The organism is Hyalangium versicolor (genome assembly GCF_020103695.1).
GTDB lineage: Bacteria > Myxococcota > Myxococcia > Myxococcales > Myxococcaceae > Hyalangium > Hyalangium versicolor.
In genome coordinates this window covers 194,390-210,687 of record NZ_JAHXBF010000010.1, presented here as the reverse complement: position 1 = coordinate 210,687, position 16,298 = coordinate 194,390, and the positions used below count along the sequence as shown (strand labels likewise).

The window sequence follows — 16,298 nt, the reverse complement described above, 5'->3', positions numbered from 1 at the left end:
TCCGGTGGAGACTCCGCCCCAGGTGAAGCAGTCCCCGGCGAACGCCTCGAACGAGGACAAGCCGGCGGAGACCTTCGCCGAGGGGATGCTCGGCAAGACGATCTGGGACGAGAAGTGGATCAAGCGCTGGGGCACGCTGCCCGAGACGCTGCGCACGCTGCTGCTGTCGGGAGGGCTCGCGGCGCTGCTGTTCATCCCCTATCTGGGAGCCGTGGGGCTGTGGGATCCCTGGGAGACGCACTACGGCGAGGTGGCGCGGATGATGATCATGCGCCACGACTACCTGTATCCCTTCTACGAGAGCGCGTGGTTCTTCTCCAAGCCGCCGCTGACGATGTGGATGCAGGCGCTGGGGATGCAGGTGGTGGGAGCGCTGCGCGGCACCGGCGAGCTGGCTCGGTACACCGAGTGGGGCTTCCGGATGCCCTTCGCCCTGCTGAGCGTGACCGCGGTGGCGCTGCTGTCGCTGGCCGTGTCGCGGGTGGTGAGCCGGCGGGCGGGGCTCGCGACGGCCTTCGTGCTGACCACCATGCCGCTCTACTACCTGCTCACGCGGCAGGCGGTGACGGACACGCCCTTCGTCACGACGTTGATCTGCGCCATGTCGTGCGCGTTCATCGCCCAGTTGGATGACACGACGAAGCGCCGCACAGCCTGGTGGTACGCCTTCTATGTCTTCCTGGGGCTGTCCGTGCTGGCCAAGGGCCTGCTGGGGTTGATGCCGGCGGCCTTCCTCGTGCTCTACGCGGCGCTGGCCGTCATCCCGTGGAGCTGGGAGGCAGGGCGCGAGCACATCCTCTGGCTGCTGAAGCGCAGCTTCCGCAAGGAGGTGCGCGAGGGCAAGCGGCCCATGCCCGTGCTCTGGGGGCAGATGTTCCGGATGCGCCTGGGCACCGGCTTCCTGGTGTTCTGCGCGGTGGCAGTGCCTTGGTACCTCGCCCTGAGCCTGTTCGACGGCGTGGATGACGAGGGCAAGGGCTTCTTCTACCGCTTCTTCATCCACGACCACCTGAACCGGCTCACGGCGGGCGTGCACACCACCACGCCGGGTGGCACCTTCACCTACTTCATCGAGCAGGGTGGCTACGCCATCTTCCCGTGGGTGGCGCTGCTGCCCGGAGCGTTCGCGGTGGTGTCTCGGCTGCGGCTGCGCTCGGCGTCCAAGGCGGACCACCTGGCGCTGCTCGCGGTGCTATGGGTGGCCTTCAGCTTCTACCTGCTGGCCTCCAGCGCCACGAAGTTCCACCACTACGTGTTCCCCATCCTCCCGGGGCTGGCCATCCTCATCTCGATCTTCATCGATCGCTTGTGGAACGAGGGGCCCGCGGAGCACGCGGTGAGCCTGCTGTTCGGGCTCGTGCTCTTCATCCTGGTCGGCAAGGACATGGCGGAGAACCCGAAGGACTTCACCGATCTCTTCGTCTACAACTACGACCGGCCGTACCCCGTGGATCTCGTCAGCAAGCCCATCCCGTTCTTCACTTCCCGCTCGCTGTGGATGGGGGATCTGGTGACGTTGGTGCTCCTGGCGCTGGGGGTGTACCTCTCGGTGGATGCCTTCTTCTCCAAGGATCCCAAGGACCGTACCCCCACGGCGCGCACCGGAGCGCTCATGATGCTGCTGGGCGGATGCGCGACGCTGATCTCGATGGCCAATGAGGGCAAGACGACCGTCATGGGCCTGCTCGGCATCGCCCTGGTGCTTGTTGGCGCCTTCAATGCCTGGGTGGCCTGGAAGTCCAAGCCGCAGGATCGCATCTGGAACGCCGCCTTCGCGGGTGCATGGGTGCTGGCGGGGGGATTGCTCGCCTGGAGAGGCTTTGCCAAGCCGGCGGGCTCGGACGTGCTGCTGCGGGTGCTGATGGAGGCCGTGAACGTGAAGCGGGCCATGGGCATCGCCTTCGCCGTGGGCGGCACGCTCGCCACGGTGGGAGCGATCCGGCGGGCCCGCGTGATGCTCTTCGGCACCTTCTGGATGTTCACCTTCAGCTTTGCCATCTGGTTCAACTGGAACCACTGGGTGGACCTGTCCCACCACTGGACGCAGCGGGATCTCTTCTGGCGCTACTGGCGCCAGCACCAGCCCAGCGAGCCCATCGCCGCGTTCATGATGAACTGGCATGGAGAGACGTTCTACTCGCGCAACACGGTGGAGCAGTTCCGCTCCGGGGACTCGAACATGCGCATGCGCAACTTCGTGGCCCCGGCGGGCCGCGAGTGGGCGCTCGTGGAGCACAACCGCCTGGGCGTCCTCTCCAACGCGGTGGGGCCCGACAAGAAGGTCACCGTCATCGACCGTGACATCAACAACAAGTTCGTTCTGGTGACCATCGATTGAGTGGCATTCAGGTTCAGGGGCTCGCCAAGCGCTTCGGGGCGAGGACGGCGGTTGAAGGGCTGACGTTCGACGTGCGCCCGGGTGAGGTGTTCGGGCTGCTGGGGCCCAACGGCGCCGGCAAGACGACCACGGTGCGCATGCTCACCGGTCTGCTGCAGCCCTCCGAGGGCGAGGCCTCCGTGTGGGGCTTCTCGGCGCGCACCCAGGGCGAGGAGCTGAGGCGCTCGGTGGGGCTGCTCACCGAGCAGCCAGGGCTCTATGACAGGCTGACGGCGCGGGAGAACCTGCGCTTCTTCATCAAACTGCACGAGCTGGACGAGGCGGCGGTGTGGCCGCGCACGCATTCGTACCTGGAGCGCTTCGGGTTGGCGGGGCGCGAGGACGACCCGTGTGGCAGCTTCTCCAAGGGCATGCGCCAGAAGCTGGCCATCGTCCGCACGCTAGTGCACGACCCGAAGGTCATCTTCCTGGACGAGCCCACCTCCGGGCTGGATCCCGAGTCGGCGCGTGCCGTGCGAGACGCGGTGGCGGAGCTGGCCACCGAGGGGCGCACCATCGTCCTGTGTTCGCACAACCTCGCGGAGGTGGAGCGGCTGTGCTCGCGGGTGGCCATCATCCAGGGCCGGCTGCTGGCGTTGGCTCCCTTGGGCGAGCTGCGGCGCTCGGGGCAGGCGTTGGAGGTCCGCGTGGAGGGAGATGCCGGGCGCTTCCTCCCGGCGCTGACCGCGCTGTCCTTTGCGCCCAACGTGCTGCACGAGGGCAGTCGGCTGAAGGTGATGCTTACGGACGATGCACAGACGCCGGACGTGGTGGCCTGCCTGGTGAACGCGGGCGCGCGGGTGCACAGCGCGGTGCCCGCGCACCGGCCTCTTGAGGAAGTGTACTTGGAGCTGATCCGGCAGGGGAGGGTGTGAGCATGGCGTTCCGACCGAAGCGCGCGTTGGCCGTCTTCTGGAAGGACTTCCTGGACCTGCGCAAGAACGTCGGGCTGCTGCTGTCCATGTCGACGCTGCCGCTGGTGTTCATCTTCGTGCCCATCGGCGTGGTGTGGACGTACGCGCAGCAGTCGAATGATCCGAAGCTGCGCGTCATCGCCCTGTACTACGACCAGGCCCTGCCGCTGGGGACGGACTCGGCACGCTTCCTCATCGACCGGACGCTCACCGACTGGTTCGGCATGTTCCTGGTGATGCCCGTCTTCGTGCCCATCCTCATCTCCTCGCAGAGCGTGGCGGGAGAGAAGGAGCGGCGCACCCTGGAGCCGCTGTTGGCCTCGCCCGTGACGCCCGCGGAGCTGGTGGCGGGCAAGAGCCTGGCCTCGCTGGTTCCCGCGGTGGCCATCTCCTGGGTGGCCTTCCTGCTGTTCTGCGTGGGCGTGGACATCGTCGCGTGGCCGCTGGTGCACGGGCCGCTCATGCCCAACACGCTGTGGTCCTTTGGCATCTTCGTGCTGGCGCCGCTGTTCGCCTTCTTCGGCAACGGCGTGGCGGTGCTCATCTCCGCGCGCGTGTCCGAGGCCCGCACCGCCCAGCAGCTCTCCGCCCTCGTGGTGCTGCCTCTGGTGGGGCTGGTGGGAGGCCAGGTGGCTGGCTGGCTCACCGCGGGCATGGGCTATTACGCAGTGCAGGGAGTGGTGGTGTTGCTGCTGGATGCGGTGCTGCTGGTGGCCAGCATCCGCCTGCTCGATCGCGAGCGCCTCATCAGCCGCTGGGGCTGATCGGACAATGCGGACGGGCGCCTGCTCGGTTGGCTAGGCATTTCCCAATGAAACTGGCATCTTGCGGGCAAAGGTTCCCCCGCCGATGGGCGAGCATGTAATCGCCCTGGCCGCTATCCGTATGGAAGACGCGGCGGCGTGGGTTTCTGTAGGTGACGCGGTCCGAACGGAGGCGAAGCGAACACGATGGGTCTATTCGATTCGATCAAGGGCGAAGCGAAGCGCAACTTCATTGCCCGGGCGGACGAAGCCAAGGGTGAGATCATCTACAAGTATCCGGAGAAGAACATCCGGATGCTGACCCAGCTCACCGTGGACGCAGACGAGATCGCGCTCTTCGTCAAAGACGGCAAGGTGGAGGGCAAGCTGGGGCCGGGGCGGCACACCCTGGACAGCAAGAACATCCCCTTCCTGTCCCGGCTGCTGGAGGGCTTCACCGGCGGCAACATGTTCATGACGGAGGTCTTCTTCGTCTCCACCCGTGAGCACCCGGGCGTGAAGTTCGGCGGGCCGATTGGTGACGTGAGGGATCCGGAGACGGGCCTCGGCATCGGCACCATGGTGTACGGCGACTTCTCCATCCGCGTGACGGAGGCGGAGAAGCTGGTGGTGGGCCTGGTGGGCATGGGCCGCTCCAGCAACGAGGACTTCCTGGGCTGGTTCAAGAGCCAGGTGCTCAAGGTCACCAAGGATCGCATCGCCGAGCTGCTGGTGAAGAAGCGCTGGCCGCTGCTGGACGTGACGAGCGGCGCGTACACCGAGGAGATCGAGACCGAGGTGATCGCTGGCATCAAGCCGCACGTGGACACCTACGGGCTCACCGTGGTGCGCCTGGGCAACTTCCACATCAGCATCAAGGAGGAGGACGAGGCCACCCTCAAGAAGTTCTCCAAGGACGTGGCCTACTCGCGCGTGGCCGGTGGCTTCCAGCAGTACGCGCAGGGCCAGGCGATGCTGGGCGCGGCCGAGGGCATGGCCAAGGGCGGTGGCGGCTCGGATGGCGCCATGGCCGGTATGGGCATGGGCATGGGCATGGGCATGGCCCAGATGTTCATGAACAACCAGCAGCAGCAGCGCCCGGCTCAGTCCCCCCAGGCGGCGCCCGAGGCTCCGGCGGCAGCGGCTGACACGCGCAGCCCCGCGCAGCGCCTGAAGGAGATCAAGGAGCTGTTCGATGCCGGGGTGCTCTCGGAGGATGAGTACAAGGCCAAGCGCGCGGAGCTGATGAAGCTCCTGTAGTCGTAGCCCCGAGAGTCTGTGGAGGCCTCCACCTGGAGCAGGGTGGGGGCCTCTTTCATTTCGAGCGCGGTTTTCGAGGTAGATGGACCCCATGGAGAGCAGTCAGGTGTCGGAACAGGGCCAGCCGGCCCCAGGCGGGCCTCGGCGGAGGCGCTGGTGGCGATGGCTGGGGTTGGTGCTGGTCGCCCTGCTGGCGTTCACCGCCTATGAGTACGTGAGGCTCCCGGATGCGGCGCCCCTGCAGAAGCAGAACCCCGAGACGACGGCGCTCATCGAGCAGCGGGCGGAGGAGGCGCGGGAGGCGGGGCGCAAGCCGAGGCGGAAGCAGTACTGGGTGTCGCTGTCGAACGTGCCCAAGCACGTGATCCAGGCGGTCCTGACCTCGGAGGACGCGGCCTTCTACCTCCACGAGGGTGTGGACACGGTGGAGCTGGAGCGGGCGATGGAGGAGGCGTGGAAGCAGGGCAAGCTGGGGCGAGGGGCCTCGACGATCACCCAGCAGCTCGCGAAGAACCTCTGGCTGTCCACCGATCGCAGCCTGCTGCGCAAGGCCAAGGAGTTGGTGCTCGCACGCCGGCTCGAGAACGAGCTGACGAAGAGCCGCATCCTGGCCATCTATCTCAACGTGGTGGAGTGGGGGGACGGCGTCTACGGCATCGAGGCCGCCGCACGGGAGCACTTCGGTGTGTCCGCGCTGGGCCTCTCCGTGGCCCAGGGCGCCGTCCTGGCGGCGATGCTGCCGTCTCCGAGGAAGCGCTCGCCGAAGTCAGGCTCCCGTGCGCTTCAGCGGCGCTCCCACTGGATCATCGACCAGATGCAGATGGCCAAGCGTCTCTCCCCCGAGCAGGCTGCGGCGGCTCGGGCGGAGCTCAATCGGATCCTCGGTGCCAAGACGGAGGCCGCCGAGGACTCGACCGACGAGGACGAGCCCTAGGCTACTGCGTCCACACGGCGTAGTTGGTGCCGGAGGTGGCCAGCGTCCAGGTTCCCGAGGGAGACCAGCTGGAGGAGCCGAGCTTCACGGCCACCTTGCCCGCGGTGCCGGTGATGATGGCGGCGTAGCGGTTGGCCTCGGCGACCTGGATGCTCACCGCGGAGGTGCTGGTGATGCCCTTCGCCTTGCGGATGCTGATGAGCGTCTTGATGGCGTTCTGGGTCGCCGTGCCCCAGTCGAAGTAGTGCACCCAGTACACGGAGGGGATGCCGGGGTGGGTCAGGATGTAGGCGTACCCCTGGAGGACCTTGTCACCGGGGAAGGGCCAGTGGTTCTGCCCGCCGCTCGGGTAGCTCGGGCCGGTGTCGTGGTTGTCGATGAAGGTGACGGACTTGGCCGCCCACCAGCCGATGGCGCCCGCGGGCGCACCCGCCGAGTCCTTCAGCCGCCAGAACTCGCCCGTCTGCACCGCCTGCTGGAGCAGCCCCTTGGTGGTGAAGTCGAACGCGGCCGACTTGCCGCCCGTGGCGTCGATCCAGTTCATGAGGAGCTGGCGGTGGGGGTTGGGATTGTTCAGGTCCAGGTCCGTCCACAATTCGCCCACGGAGAAGTACGGCGTGGTGCGCGTGTTGTACGTGCCCACGTAGGTGCCGCTGTAGCCCTTCACGTAGTCGTACCGCCAGCCCGCGTACCCGATGCTCTTGAGCGAGTTCATCCAGCTGACGATGCTGTCCTGCACGTACTGCTTGGTGTGGTCGATGTCGCGCGCGGCGCTGTAGCCATCACCGGTGTCGGCGTTGCCCTTGGGCAGGCTGGTGACCCACTCGTCATTGCTGCACACCGAGTCCGAGTTCCAGGTGGGCTCGGTGAAGTCCGCCCAGTTGGTGGTGCCCACGCGGTGGTTGATGACGATGTCCGCGATGGGCTTCACATTCTGGCCGTTCAGCGCGGTGAGCGCGTTGCGCAGGTCCGTCGCCGTGCCGTACTTGCTGTCCAGCACCTGGAGCCGGCGGGGCAGGTACCCTTCGTTGGAGGCCGCGTCGCTGGGCGGAGGCAGCCACACCATGGTGAACCCGGCGTTCTTGATGTTCACCGCGTTGCTCTGGATGACACCCCACCATGGATACGTCTGGTACGAGTACCAGTGGAATCCCTGCAGCAGCACGTCACTGCTGTTGCCGTCGAGCGGACCCGCACCAGCCACCGGGGCCATCAGGACGAGCGCGAGGAAGCCTGTGAGGGCCACCAGGGTCTTCTTCAGCTGCTTCAGCATGCGGACTCCTTGGACGCGGAGAGGATGCGCGAGGCAGGGAATCGATTTCAATTTGGGAATCCCCGATTCGGCTGACACTGCGCGTCACAGGGGGCGCGAGGGACCCACGGTGCGCTGCACGAGTTCGATGAGCTGTGCCAGTCCGAAGGGCTTGGGCAGGAAGGCGGTGGCCGGCAGGTGCCGCCACGACTTCGGGGGACTGGCGCTCATGAGCACGACCGGCACATCACGTAGGAGGGGATCGCTCTTCATTGATTCCAGCACGGCGGGGCCGTTCATCACCGGCATCATGTAGTCGAGCAGGACGAGCGCTGGACGCTCCAGGGCCATCTTCTCGAGGGCCTGCCGACCATTGGGCGCAGTCTCCGTCCGGTAGCCCTCATCCTGCAGGAAGTCCGCGAGGGCTTCGACGATGCCGAATTCGTCATCGACGATGAGGATGGGCCCCATACCTACTTGCCTCGGCGCTTGAGTCGGAACTTGTGGGACTTGCGGCTGGGCTTGGACGCCAGGGCCAGGCCCGACATCAACAGCTGTGCATCTTCGATCGGGGCTCCGACTTCGAGGCCTGTTCCTTGGATGAGGAATTCCCGCAGGTGGGGGTCGTGGGCGCTGGTGCGCAGCTTCAGCACGGAGATGAAGCGCCGCATCGTCGCCCCCACCTCCGCGCAGCGCAGGAAGAGGATGTTCTCGCAGATCATCGAGATGCCGCGCAGCGGAAACTTCAGCTCGAGCCCGAAGAGTGACTCGGTCTCCACGGAGAACAGCAGCGTCACGCCTCGGGCCCGGCACTCGTTGACGAGCGCGGCCATGAAGCGCGTGATGCGCGGAGGGTGGACGACCGCCTTCTTCAGGGCGTCGAAGCCGTCCACGAAGAGCCGGCGGATCCCGCGCTCCCGGATGAGACTCAGGAGCTCGGATCCGATGGCGTCGAGCCCGTTCTCCACCGGGGGACGGAAACTCAGCTCGAGCAGGCCCTGCTCGATGAACGGCTCCAGACGGAGGTTCACACTGGCGGCCTGCTCGCACGTGCGCCGGGGTGAGTCATAGAAAGCGAAGTAGTGCCCACGCTCTCCCTTCCGCGCGCCTTCCGCGAGGAAGTGCACCCCCAACAGGGTCTTCCCGCTCCCGGGACTTCCGAAGAGCATGGTGGAGGAACCCTGGAACACGCCGCCGCGGAGCATGTCGTCCAGGCCGGGGATGCCGAAGGCATGGCGTTGGTCCGTTGGACGATCGGGAGAGATGTCCTCCATCAGCGTCTCGAGCCGGGGATGGACCACGATGCCTTCGTCGGTGATGTCGAAGCCATGCTGGCCGCGGAGGTGGGCGCTGCCTCGGAACTTGCGGATGGTCAGCTCGCGCATGGCGCGCACGCCGAAGGTGCGCTCGCGCAGGACGAGCAGCCCGTCCACCATGGTGTGCTCGGCCTTGAGACCCTTGCCGCCTCCGGTGGTGAGCATGAGGGTGGTACAGCCGATCATCCCCGTCATGACCTGGAGCCCGTGGATGAACTTCTTGAAGGCGCGCTCGGTGGGAGCGACCTCCTCGGCGGCGACCAGTCCGTCCAGGATGAGCAGGGAGGCTCCGTGGGCACGGACTTCCTTGCGGATGAGTTCGAACAGCGCCTCCAGGCCACCCTCCTCGAGGACGGAGTAGGCGCTGAGATAGGCCAGGGAGTCGGGGATGCGCGAGGGCTCGAAGAAGCTCATCGAGCGCAGGTTGCCGATCATCCGCGTGTGGGACTCGGCGAGCAGGGTGACGTAGAGGGCTCGGCCTCCGGTGCGGACATGGTGGAAGCACACCTGGTTGCCGAGGATGGTCTTCCCGGCTCCGGGCATACCGAGGATCATATAGACGCCGCCCTTGACGAGGCCTCCTCGGAGGATGGTGTCGAGGCCGGAGACCCCGGTCGGAAGGCGTTCGGTCTGTGTGGGCTTGTTCTCGGTCATCGGTGGCGGGTGAGACTGTGGGTGCTACCTATGGCACGCATGCCCCGCCGGGTCATCCTCGAAGGAAGGGGATGTGGAGGTGGAGCGCGCTCAGGGTTGGAAACTGGATGGGGTGGGGACCGTCTCCGGATGGAGACGGGGAGTCTCGGAATTCGGACGGTGCCTCTGTCTGAGGGGCATCTGGAGTGGAGGGTGGTGGACAGGATAGAGGGTGGAACGAACCCTGCACGGCAGCCGAGACATGCCCTCATTCAAGTTTGTGGCCCCCCTGGCGCTCCTTCTGGCCTCTGCATGCATCACGCTCCCGGAGGTGGATCCGAGCACGCCCCCGATGTTCACGGATGGAACGCAGTCGGGGGCCGCGGTGCTGGCCGAGGAGGAGGTGACGTTCCATGTCACGGCGGAGGATGCTCAAAAGAGTCCGCTCCGGTTCGAGTGGACGGCCAGCGTCGGGAAGCTCGGGAGTCCGGCGAGCACCAACGCTTCGAGCGACGTGACGTGGACGGCGCCGCTGTGCGTGCCCTCGGGGGGCCAGGTCGCCATCTCCGTTACGGCGACGAATGAGGCCGGGCTCTCCGCGACCCGATCGTTCAACGTCTCGGCCAATCCGTGCCCGGCTCCAGCGGTTGTTGCTGGGCGCAGCCACTCAGTCTTCCTGCGCGCTGACGGTACGGTCTGGGCCTGGGGGAGCCGCCTGCTCACCGATGACGTGAGCACTGACCGCGATGCTCCTGTACAGGTTTCCGGTCTGAAGAGCGTCCTGACCATCGCGGCAGGCGGATATCACTCGCTGGCGGTGCGCGCGGATGGCACCGTCTGGTCCTGGGGCTCCAATGGGAGCAGCCAGTTGGGAGATGGGACTGCCACGGACCACTTGGAGCCCGTACAGGTGTCGGGGCTGAGTGGCATCAAGGCTGTCGCGGCGGGATATACCCACTCCCTGGCCCTGAGCAGCGACGGCACCCTCTGGTCATGGGGTCTCAACGACAAGAGTCAACTGGGCGATGGGACGACCACCAACGCTCCCACACCGATTCGCGTGCCGGGTCTGACGGGAGTGACTGCTGTCGCCGCGGGAACCGACTATTCACTCGCGCTGCGCGCTGATGGGACGGTCTGGGCCTGGGGCTCCAATGATTACGGTCAGCTCGGCGACGGAACGACCAGCGGACGCCCCTCTCCAGTACAGGTGATCGGATTGAGCGGCATCGTTGGCATTGTTGCAGGTCTCTCTCAGTCACTGGCGATCGGGAGCGACGGCACTGTGTGGACTTGGGGAGACGGTGTGAAACTCAGTGTACAGGTCCCTGGGTTGACGGGCATTACCGCCATTGCCAGGGGGGATGCTCATTCCCTGGCACTGCGGAGTGATGGTTCTGTCTGGGCCTGGGGCTCCAACAATGATGGTCAGTTGGGTGATGGGACTGTCACCCCCCGCGGTACAGTCGTGCAAGTCGTTGGTGTGAATAGCGTAGCCACCATTGCTGCAGGCTCGAGTCATTCGTTGATCCTTCGAAAGGATGGAATCGTTCAGGCTTGGGGGGCGAACAATCGAGGGCAGATCGGCGATGGCGTGTCCTCGAGACACCTCGTGCCTGTTCAAATCCCAGGGTTGACGGGAGTGAACTCAATCAGCGCTGAATACATTCACTCCATGGCTCTTCGAAATGACGGCACCGTATGGAGCTGGGGGAGCAATACCTTAGGTGAGCTTGGCGATGGGTCGACCACCGACAGGCACACTCCAGTCCAGGTCTCAGGGCTCACAGGAGTTACTGCCATCGCCGCGGGGTTCGACCACTCGCTGGCATTACGCGGTGATGGGGTTGTGTGGGCTTGGGGCAATAACATCAGTGGCCAGGTGGGAGACGGATCTGTCCTCCGTCGCCTCGTTCCCGTGCAGGTGCTCAACCTGAGCAATGTGATCGCCGTTGCGGCTGGCCCATACTCTTCGTTGGCATTGAAGAACGATGGCACCGTGTGGGCATGGGGCAACATCGGCGATGGTATGTCGAGTCACCCGAGTCCTGTTCAGGTGTCTGGTTTGAGCAACATCGTCTCCATCGCCACGGGGGAGGGATTCTCGTTGGCCAGGAGCAACGATGGGAGTGTGTGGGCGTGGGGATTCAATAGTGGAGAGGGGCAGTTGGGTAATGGAACGACCAGTGGGCAATTTCCACCTGTTCAGGTGGATGGCCCAAGCAGCATCAAGGCTATCACCACGGGAAGTGCCCACGCGTTGGCTTTGCAAGGCGACGGTTCCGTCTGGGTATGGGGAGCCAACGGCAGAGGTCAGCTCGGGGATGGGCAGACCGGGAATCGGCTTACCCCTTGGAAATCGACGGTTTTGGCCAGCATCACGGCCATCGCCGCGGGCACCGCGCACTCGCTGGCTCTTCGCAGCGATGGCATCGTCCTGGCGTGGGGCTCCAATGAGAGTGGCCAGGTAGGCAACGGAAGGACTGCCAATCAGCTGTTGCCTACGGGAGTCGTGGGTTTGACCAGCATCACTGCTGTCAGCGCGGGCTCTTTGCACTCCCTGGCGCTGCGCAGCGATGGCACGGTCTGGTCCTGGGGGGAGGGAGGGTTGGGCCAGTTGGGGGATGGGACATCCTCGCGACGTGTGGCTCCTGTCACAGTTTTGCTGCCCTGAGTCCCCTCCCCTCCGGGGAGGCCCACTTGATGTATTTGCCTCGACTATGTCCCGGCATCCGGGACGTTGCTCGGAGCCGGTGGATTGGCGGGAGGTGGTGGGGCGGGCGCGGGCGCGGGGGGCGTGGACTCCTCGCTCGTCTTCGTGTCCAGGGTGATGGGAACCTGGAGCGTCGTTCCCAGCCTAAGCAGGAGCACGTCCGGCTCGATCCCCCGCTCACCGATGGCTTCCGCTACTTCCCGCGCTGACAGAGCGTTGCCGTTCGCCCACAGGTTCTTCAGGAAGTTCCCCGCCTCGGCGCTGCGCCACCAGGCCGGGCCGAAGCGGGCCTTGAGCTGACCCTGAAGCTGCCCCGCCAGGAACCACGCCCGGAAATTGTCCGCTGACTGGAAGAAGTCCTCCTGGTCTATCTGGTAGCGCGCCTCGTCCTCCGGCTTCATCGGAATCGCGTCCGTGCGCTCCATGATCGACTTGTAGAGCTCCTTCGCGTCCCCTCCCTCCTGGCGGTGCAGTCCCAATTGGTACAGCAGCCGCCCCGCCGCCCGCCGGATCAGGAACAGCTTGTGCGCGCTCGAGGCCGCCAGGTACTGCGCCCGCTGATCTCCACTCACCCCCGCGTGCTCCTCCAGCCACACCGGATCCTCCAGCAGATCCTCGAAGAGCGCTGCATACGCTTCGCCCACCGTCGGGTTGCCCAGCCGCGCCAGCTCGAACCGCTGCTCCCGCGTGAAACCGTAGTGCAGCGCGTGCCCCACCTCATGCAGCAGCCGCGCCTGGTGCAACACTCCCGACGCTGGCTTCTCCGACAGCCTCACGTCCTTCGGCACCTCGATGGGCAGCGTCAGCGGACGCGGGTTCTTGCGCGGGAGATCCCTCGCGTCGATGTAGATGTTCGGCATCTCCGTCATGTCGATGCCCAACCCCTGCAGCGAGCCGTGCACTCGCAGCATCGCCTCCTCCTTCGGGAAGGCGTCCTCAACCTCTCGCGACCGGAACAACCGCGGAATGTCCGCCCGGGTGATCGAAGAGAAGGGCAGCGCCAGCTCGTGCTGCGACAGCCGCTCCATCACCGTGCGGTACGGCTCCTGCGTCGCCTTGAGGATCTCCTCCGCCAGCACTCCCAGCTTGTCCAGATCCGCCTGCCGCAGCTCCGCCCCGAAGGCCTCGTACGACGGGTAGCCCAGCTCCTTCACCAGCTCCACCGTCCGCTCCTCACGGCGCCGCAGCGACTGGCTCAGCCGCTCGATGGCCGGCACCGCCGAGGAATACAGCGCGCGCCGCTTCACCGCGCTCTTCTCGTTGGCCAGCAGCCGCTCCAGGTCCCGGTAGCGCACCTCGCGCCCATCCGCCGAGAACGTCAGCGAGGCCTCCAGGTTGGCGATGGCGTCGTTGTACTCGGCCAGCTCGCGCGCCAGGTACTCGCCCGCGAAGTGCGACTGGAGCGACGTCAGCGCCCGCAGCTCTCGGGGATCCTTCGTGAGCTGGCGCAGCCGGTCGATCTTCCGGATGTTCTCCACGGAGAAGAGGCTCTCCTTCCCCTGGTACGTAGCGGCGATGTTCACCGCCTTGCCCTCCGTCCAGAGATCCCACACCAGCCGGTTCTGCGTCTCGAGCAGGGCCTGGGCCTGGGCGGCCAGGTCCTTCACCTCGTTGTTCAGGCTCTGCGTCTCCGTGGGCACGGGGGGCGGAGCCGGGGGGGGCGCCTTGGGGCAGGCGCTGATACAGAAGGCAACAGCCATCAGGAAGGGAAGCCTTGGGTGCATGTGGGGGGCAATGTAACTTCCGCCGGGCCCATGCCCAATCCAGTCCGTTGGCGATCCGTTGCCGGCCGCCAGGCGCTCCATGCCGCCCTCCGACGTTTCTTCGCCAGCCAGGGGTATCTCGAGGTGGAGACCCCCCTCCTCGTCCCCGTCCCCGGCATGGAGCCCCACATCAACGCCTTCGAGGCCCCCTTCATCCCCGAGACGGATGTGGGCAAGCCCCGCTCGCTCTACCTGCACTCCAGCCCCGAATACGCCATGAAGCGCCTGCTCGCCGACGGGGCCGGCCCCATCTTCCAGCTCTGCAAGGTGTTTCGGAACGGAGAGGTGTCCCGCACCCACAACCCCGAGTTCACCATGCTGGAGTTCTACCGGCCCAACGCCGACTACCACGCCATCATGCGGGACACGGAGGAGGCCCTGGCCGAGGCGGGGCGCTCGGCGACAGGTGGCGAGCCCGGGGCGGACCCGGCCTTCTTCACCCGTCTGCCCTACGAGCGCGTCACCGTACGGGACGCTGTGCTGCGCGCCACGGGTGTGGACCTGCGAGCCTGTCCGGACGGCCCGTCCCTCAAGCGCGCCACCGAGGCCATCGGGGTCCGCACCTGGGACGCCACGAGCTTCGATGACGTCTTCTTCCACCTCTTCCTCCAGAAGGTGGAGCCGGGGCTGGGGCACGAGCGGCCCACCTTCCTCATCGAGTACCCCGCCTCCATGGCCTCGCTGTCGCGCCTGAAGCCGGGAGACTCCACCGTGGCCGAGCGCGTGGAGCTGTACGTCAAGGGCCTGGAGCTGGCCAACGGCTTCTCCGAGCTCACGGATGCGGCCGAGCAGCGAGCCCGGCTCCTGGAGGAACAGGCGCTTCGCAAGTCCCTGAACCGTCCCGTGTATCCGCTCGACGAGCGTTTCCTGGAGGCCGTGGGGCGGATGCCTCCCTCCGCGGGCATCGCGGTGGGGCTCGATCGTATCCTCATGCTGCTGATGGGAGTCTCGAGCATCACGGACGTCCTCCTCTTTCCCGCCCACGAGTTCGTGTGATCCCTGAGTTCCTCAAGACCGTGTTCTCGGATGTCGTCGCGGCGGGACTGACCGGAGTCACTTCGCCGCTGACGTCCATCCTGTCGATCCGCGACCCGCGCGATGCGGACGGCCTGCTGTACTACTGGGGCCGCTCGATGATGGCCGCCGCCGGAGCCACCCACACCGCTCGGGGCCTGGAGCACCTGCCCGCCGAGGGCAACGTCGTCTTCGTCTGCAACCACCAGTCGAACTACGACGTGATCCTCTTCTTCTCCTACGTCCGGAAGCACACGCGATGGGTGGCCAAGCGCGAGCTGTTCAAGATTCCCATCTTCGGCCAGACCATGCGCCTGGCGGGCAACATCCCCGTGGACCGGGATGGGAGCGAGTCGGACAAGAGCCGGCTCTCGGAGGCCGTCATCGCCGTGCGCGAGCGGGTGAGCGTCATGTTCTTCCCCGAGGGCACGCGCAACTCGGATGGCAAGCTCAAGCCGTTCAAGAAGGGCGCCGCCGTGTTCGCCATCCAGGCCGGAGTGCCCATCGTCCCCATGGCGGTGTCCGGCACGCGCAACATCCTCCCCAAGGGGAGTCTGGGGATCCGCTGGGGACAGCGCGCGGCCCTGGTCATCGGTGAGCCCATCTCGACCCAGGGGTTCACCGTGGATGACCGGGAAGCGCTCACGCACCGTTTGGAAGAGACCGTCGCGAAGCTCTACGCCCAGGCGTGTGAGCTCTCAGGAGACAGACCATGAAGAAGCGCCCGCAGCATGCATTCCAGGCCCACCCGTGGCACGGCGTGAGTCCTGGCGAGGACGCACCGGAGCGAATCACCGCCTTCATCGAGATCGTCCCCACGGACGCGGTGAAGTACGAGCTGGACAAGGAGACGGGGATCCTGCGGCTGGATCGCCCCCAGCAGTTCTCCAGCCAGTGCCCCACGCCGTACGGCTTCATCCCGCAGACGTTCTGCGGCCAGAACGTGGCGAAGCGCGCCGCCGAGCGCACCGGCTACAGGGACATCCAGGGCGACGGAGACCCCATGGACGTCTGCGTGCTGACGGAGAAGGTCATCACCAGCGGCAACCTGTTGGTGCACGCGGTGCCCATCGGCGGCTTCCGGATGATCGATGGCAACGAGGCCGACGACAAGATCATCGCGGTGCTGGAGTCGGACCTGGCCTACGGAGAGATCCAGCACATGGCCCAGGCTCCCCGAGCCATGGTGGACCGGCTCAAGCACTACTTCCTCACGTACAAGCAGATCCCCGGCGAGGGAAAGCGCAAGGTGGAGATCGCCGAGGTGTACGACAGGCCCGAGGCACTCGAAGTCATCCGGCGCAGCTTCAAGGACTACCAGCGCCTCTATGGCACGGGGAAGACTGGCTCCTTGCTCGCGAACCGGCGCAGGCGTTGAG

Annotated in this window: 14 protein-coding genes; 9 read left to right on the top strand and 5 right to left on the bottom strand. The window is 66.1% G+C overall.

All coding sequences use genetic code 11. The annotated features are described in order from the left end of the window. The first annotated feature begins 85 nt into the window (after positions 1-85). From KY501_RS21950 to mtgA, 5 genes are all read left to right on the top strand, one after another. On the top strand, positions 86-2,338 hold the full coding sequence (locus KY501_RS21950; protein ID WP_224365363.1) for an ArnT family glycosyltransferase: 2,253 nt from the start codon (positions 86-88) through the stop codon (positions 2,336-2,338). After that, on the top strand, positions 2,335-3,252 hold the full coding sequence (locus tag KY501_RS21945) for an ABC transporter ATP-binding protein (protein ID WP_224365190.1): 918 nt from the start codon (positions 2,335-2,337) through the stop codon (positions 3,250-3,252). Before KY501_RS21950 ends, KY501_RS21945 begins: the two co-directional genes overlap by 4 nt. 2 nt (positions 3,253-3,254) lie before the next feature. Then, complete coding sequence (locus tag KY501_RS21940; protein WP_224365189.1) at positions 3,255-4,055, top strand: ABC transporter permease subunit; 801 nt, start codon at positions 3,255-3,257, stop codon at positions 4,053-4,055. A 186-nt stretch (positions 4,056-4,241) separates the two neighbouring features. Continuing rightward, complete coding sequence (locus tag KY501_RS21935) at positions 4,242-5,294, top strand: SPFH domain-containing protein (RefSeq protein ID WP_224365188.1); 1,053 nt, start codon at positions 4,242-4,244, stop codon at positions 5,292-5,294. 91 nt (positions 5,295-5,385) lie between these two features. Continuing rightward, positions 5,386-6,228: a monofunctional biosynthetic peptidoglycan transglycosylase gene (mtgA, locus tag KY501_RS21930; protein ID WP_224365187.1), complete on the top strand. Its 843-nt coding sequence runs from the start codon at positions 5,386-5,388 to the stop codon at positions 6,226-6,228. Between the two features lies 1 nt (position 6,229). On the opposite strand, the gene KY501_RS21925 is transcribed toward mtgA, so the two are convergent. From KY501_RS21925 to KY501_RS21910, 4 genes are all read right to left on the bottom strand, one after another. Beyond that, the gene (locus tag KY501_RS21925) at positions 6,230-7,501 is read right to left on the bottom strand and encodes an alpha-amylase C-terminal beta-sheet domain-containing protein (protein WP_224365186.1); all 1,272 of its coding nucleotides are present in this window, start codon (positions 7,499-7,501) and stop codon (positions 6,230-6,232) included. An 84-nt stretch (positions 7,502-7,585) separates the two neighbouring features. Further along, positions 7,586-7,951: a response regulator gene (locus KY501_RS21920; RefSeq protein ID WP_224365185.1), complete on the bottom strand. Its 366-nt coding sequence runs from the start codon at positions 7,949-7,951 to the stop codon at positions 7,586-7,588. A gap of 2 nt (positions 7,952-7,953) precedes the next feature. After that, complete coding sequence (locus KY501_RS21915; RefSeq protein WP_224365184.1) at positions 7,954-9,450, bottom strand: ATPase domain-containing protein; 1,497 nt, start codon at positions 9,448-9,450, stop codon at positions 7,954-7,956. A 411-nt stretch (positions 9,451-9,861) separates the two neighbouring features. Beyond that, complete coding sequence (locus tag KY501_RS21910) at positions 9,862-10,056, bottom strand: hypothetical protein (RefSeq protein ID WP_224365376.1); 195 nt, start codon at positions 10,054-10,056, stop codon at positions 9,862-9,864. Here KY501_RS21910 and KY501_RS21905 point away from each other — a divergent pair. After that, entirely contained in the window at positions 9,968-12,103 is a 2,136-nt protein-coding gene (locus KY501_RS21905) for an RCC1 domain-containing protein (RefSeq protein ID WP_224365362.1), read from the top strand. The genes KY501_RS21910 and KY501_RS21905 overlap by 89 nt on opposite strands. Before the next feature lie 44 nt (positions 12,104-12,147). Here the strand turns inward: KY501_RS21905 and KY501_RS21900 are convergent, their stop codons facing one another. Next, positions 12,148-13,866 (bottom strand): chromosome segregation protein SMC, encoded by a 1,719-nt coding sequence (locus KY501_RS21900; protein WP_224365183.1) that lies wholly within the window; start codon positions 13,864-13,866, stop codon positions 12,148-12,150. 30 nt (positions 13,867-13,896) lie between these two features. Here KY501_RS21900 and epmA point away from each other — a divergent pair, with 30 nt between their 5' ends. From epmA to KY501_RS21885, 3 genes are read left to right on the top strand one after another with little or no spacing between them, the layout of a single operon-like run. After that, positions 13,897-14,901, top strand: a complete 1,005-nt coding sequence (gene epmA, locus KY501_RS21895) for an EF-P lysine aminoacylase EpmA (RefSeq protein ID WP_224365182.1) — start codon at positions 13,897-13,899, stop codon at positions 14,899-14,901. Next, positions 14,898-15,635: a lysophospholipid acyltransferase family protein gene (locus KY501_RS21890; RefSeq protein ID WP_224365181.1), complete on the top strand. Its 738-nt coding sequence runs from the start codon at positions 14,898-14,900 to the stop codon at positions 15,633-15,635. The genes epmA and KY501_RS21890 overlap by 4 nt, the downstream gene beginning before the upstream one ends. Continuing rightward, complete coding sequence (locus KY501_RS21885) at positions 15,632-16,297, top strand: inorganic pyrophosphatase (protein WP_224365180.1); 666 nt, start codon at positions 15,632-15,634, stop codon at positions 16,295-16,297. The genes KY501_RS21890 and KY501_RS21885 overlap by 4 nt, the downstream gene beginning before the upstream one ends. The last annotated feature ends 1 nt before the right edge of the window (position 16,298 follow it).

What these genes read in the sequence shown, in the direction of transcription:
- KY501_RS21950 (WP_224365363.1), top strand. Translation starts at nt 86, where the DNA reads ATGCTCGGCAAGACGATCTGGGACGAGAAGTGGATCAAGCGCTGGGGC.
- KY501_RS21915 (WP_224365184.1), bottom strand. Translation starts at nt 9,450, where the DNA reads ATGACCGAGAACAAGCCCACACAGACCGAACGCCTTCCGACCGGGGTC.
- KY501_RS21925 (WP_224365186.1), bottom strand. Translation starts at nt 7,501, where the DNA reads ATGCTGAAGCAGCTGAAGAAGACCCTGGTGGCCCTCACAGGCTTCCTC.
- KY501_RS21935 (WP_224365188.1), top strand. Translation starts at nt 4,242, where the DNA reads ATGGGTCTATTCGATTCGATCAAGGGCGAAGCGAAGCGCAACTTCATT.
- KY501_RS21920 (WP_224365185.1), bottom strand. Translation starts at nt 7,951, where the DNA reads ATGGGGCCCATCCTCATCGTCGATGACGAATTCGGCATCGTCGAAGCC.
- KY501_RS21885 (WP_224365180.1), top strand. Translation starts at nt 15,632, where the DNA reads ATGAAGAAGCGCCCGCAGCATGCATTCCAGGCCCACCCGTGGCACGGC.
- KY501_RS21940 (WP_224365189.1), top strand. Translation starts at nt 3,255, where the DNA reads ATGGCGTTCCGACCGAAGCGCGCGTTGGCCGTCTTCTGGAAGGACTTC.
- mtgA (WP_224365187.1), top strand. Translation starts at nt 5,386, where the DNA reads ATGGAGAGCAGTCAGGTGTCGGAACAGGGCCAGCCGGCCCCAGGCGGG.
- KY501_RS21900 (WP_224365183.1), bottom strand. Translation starts at nt 13,866, where the DNA reads ATGCACCCAAGGCTTCCCTTCCTGATGGCTGTTGCCTTCTGTATCAGC.
- epmA (WP_224365182.1), top strand. Translation starts at nt 13,897, where the DNA reads ATGCCCAATCCAGTCCGTTGGCGATCCGTTGCCGGCCGCCAGGCGCTC.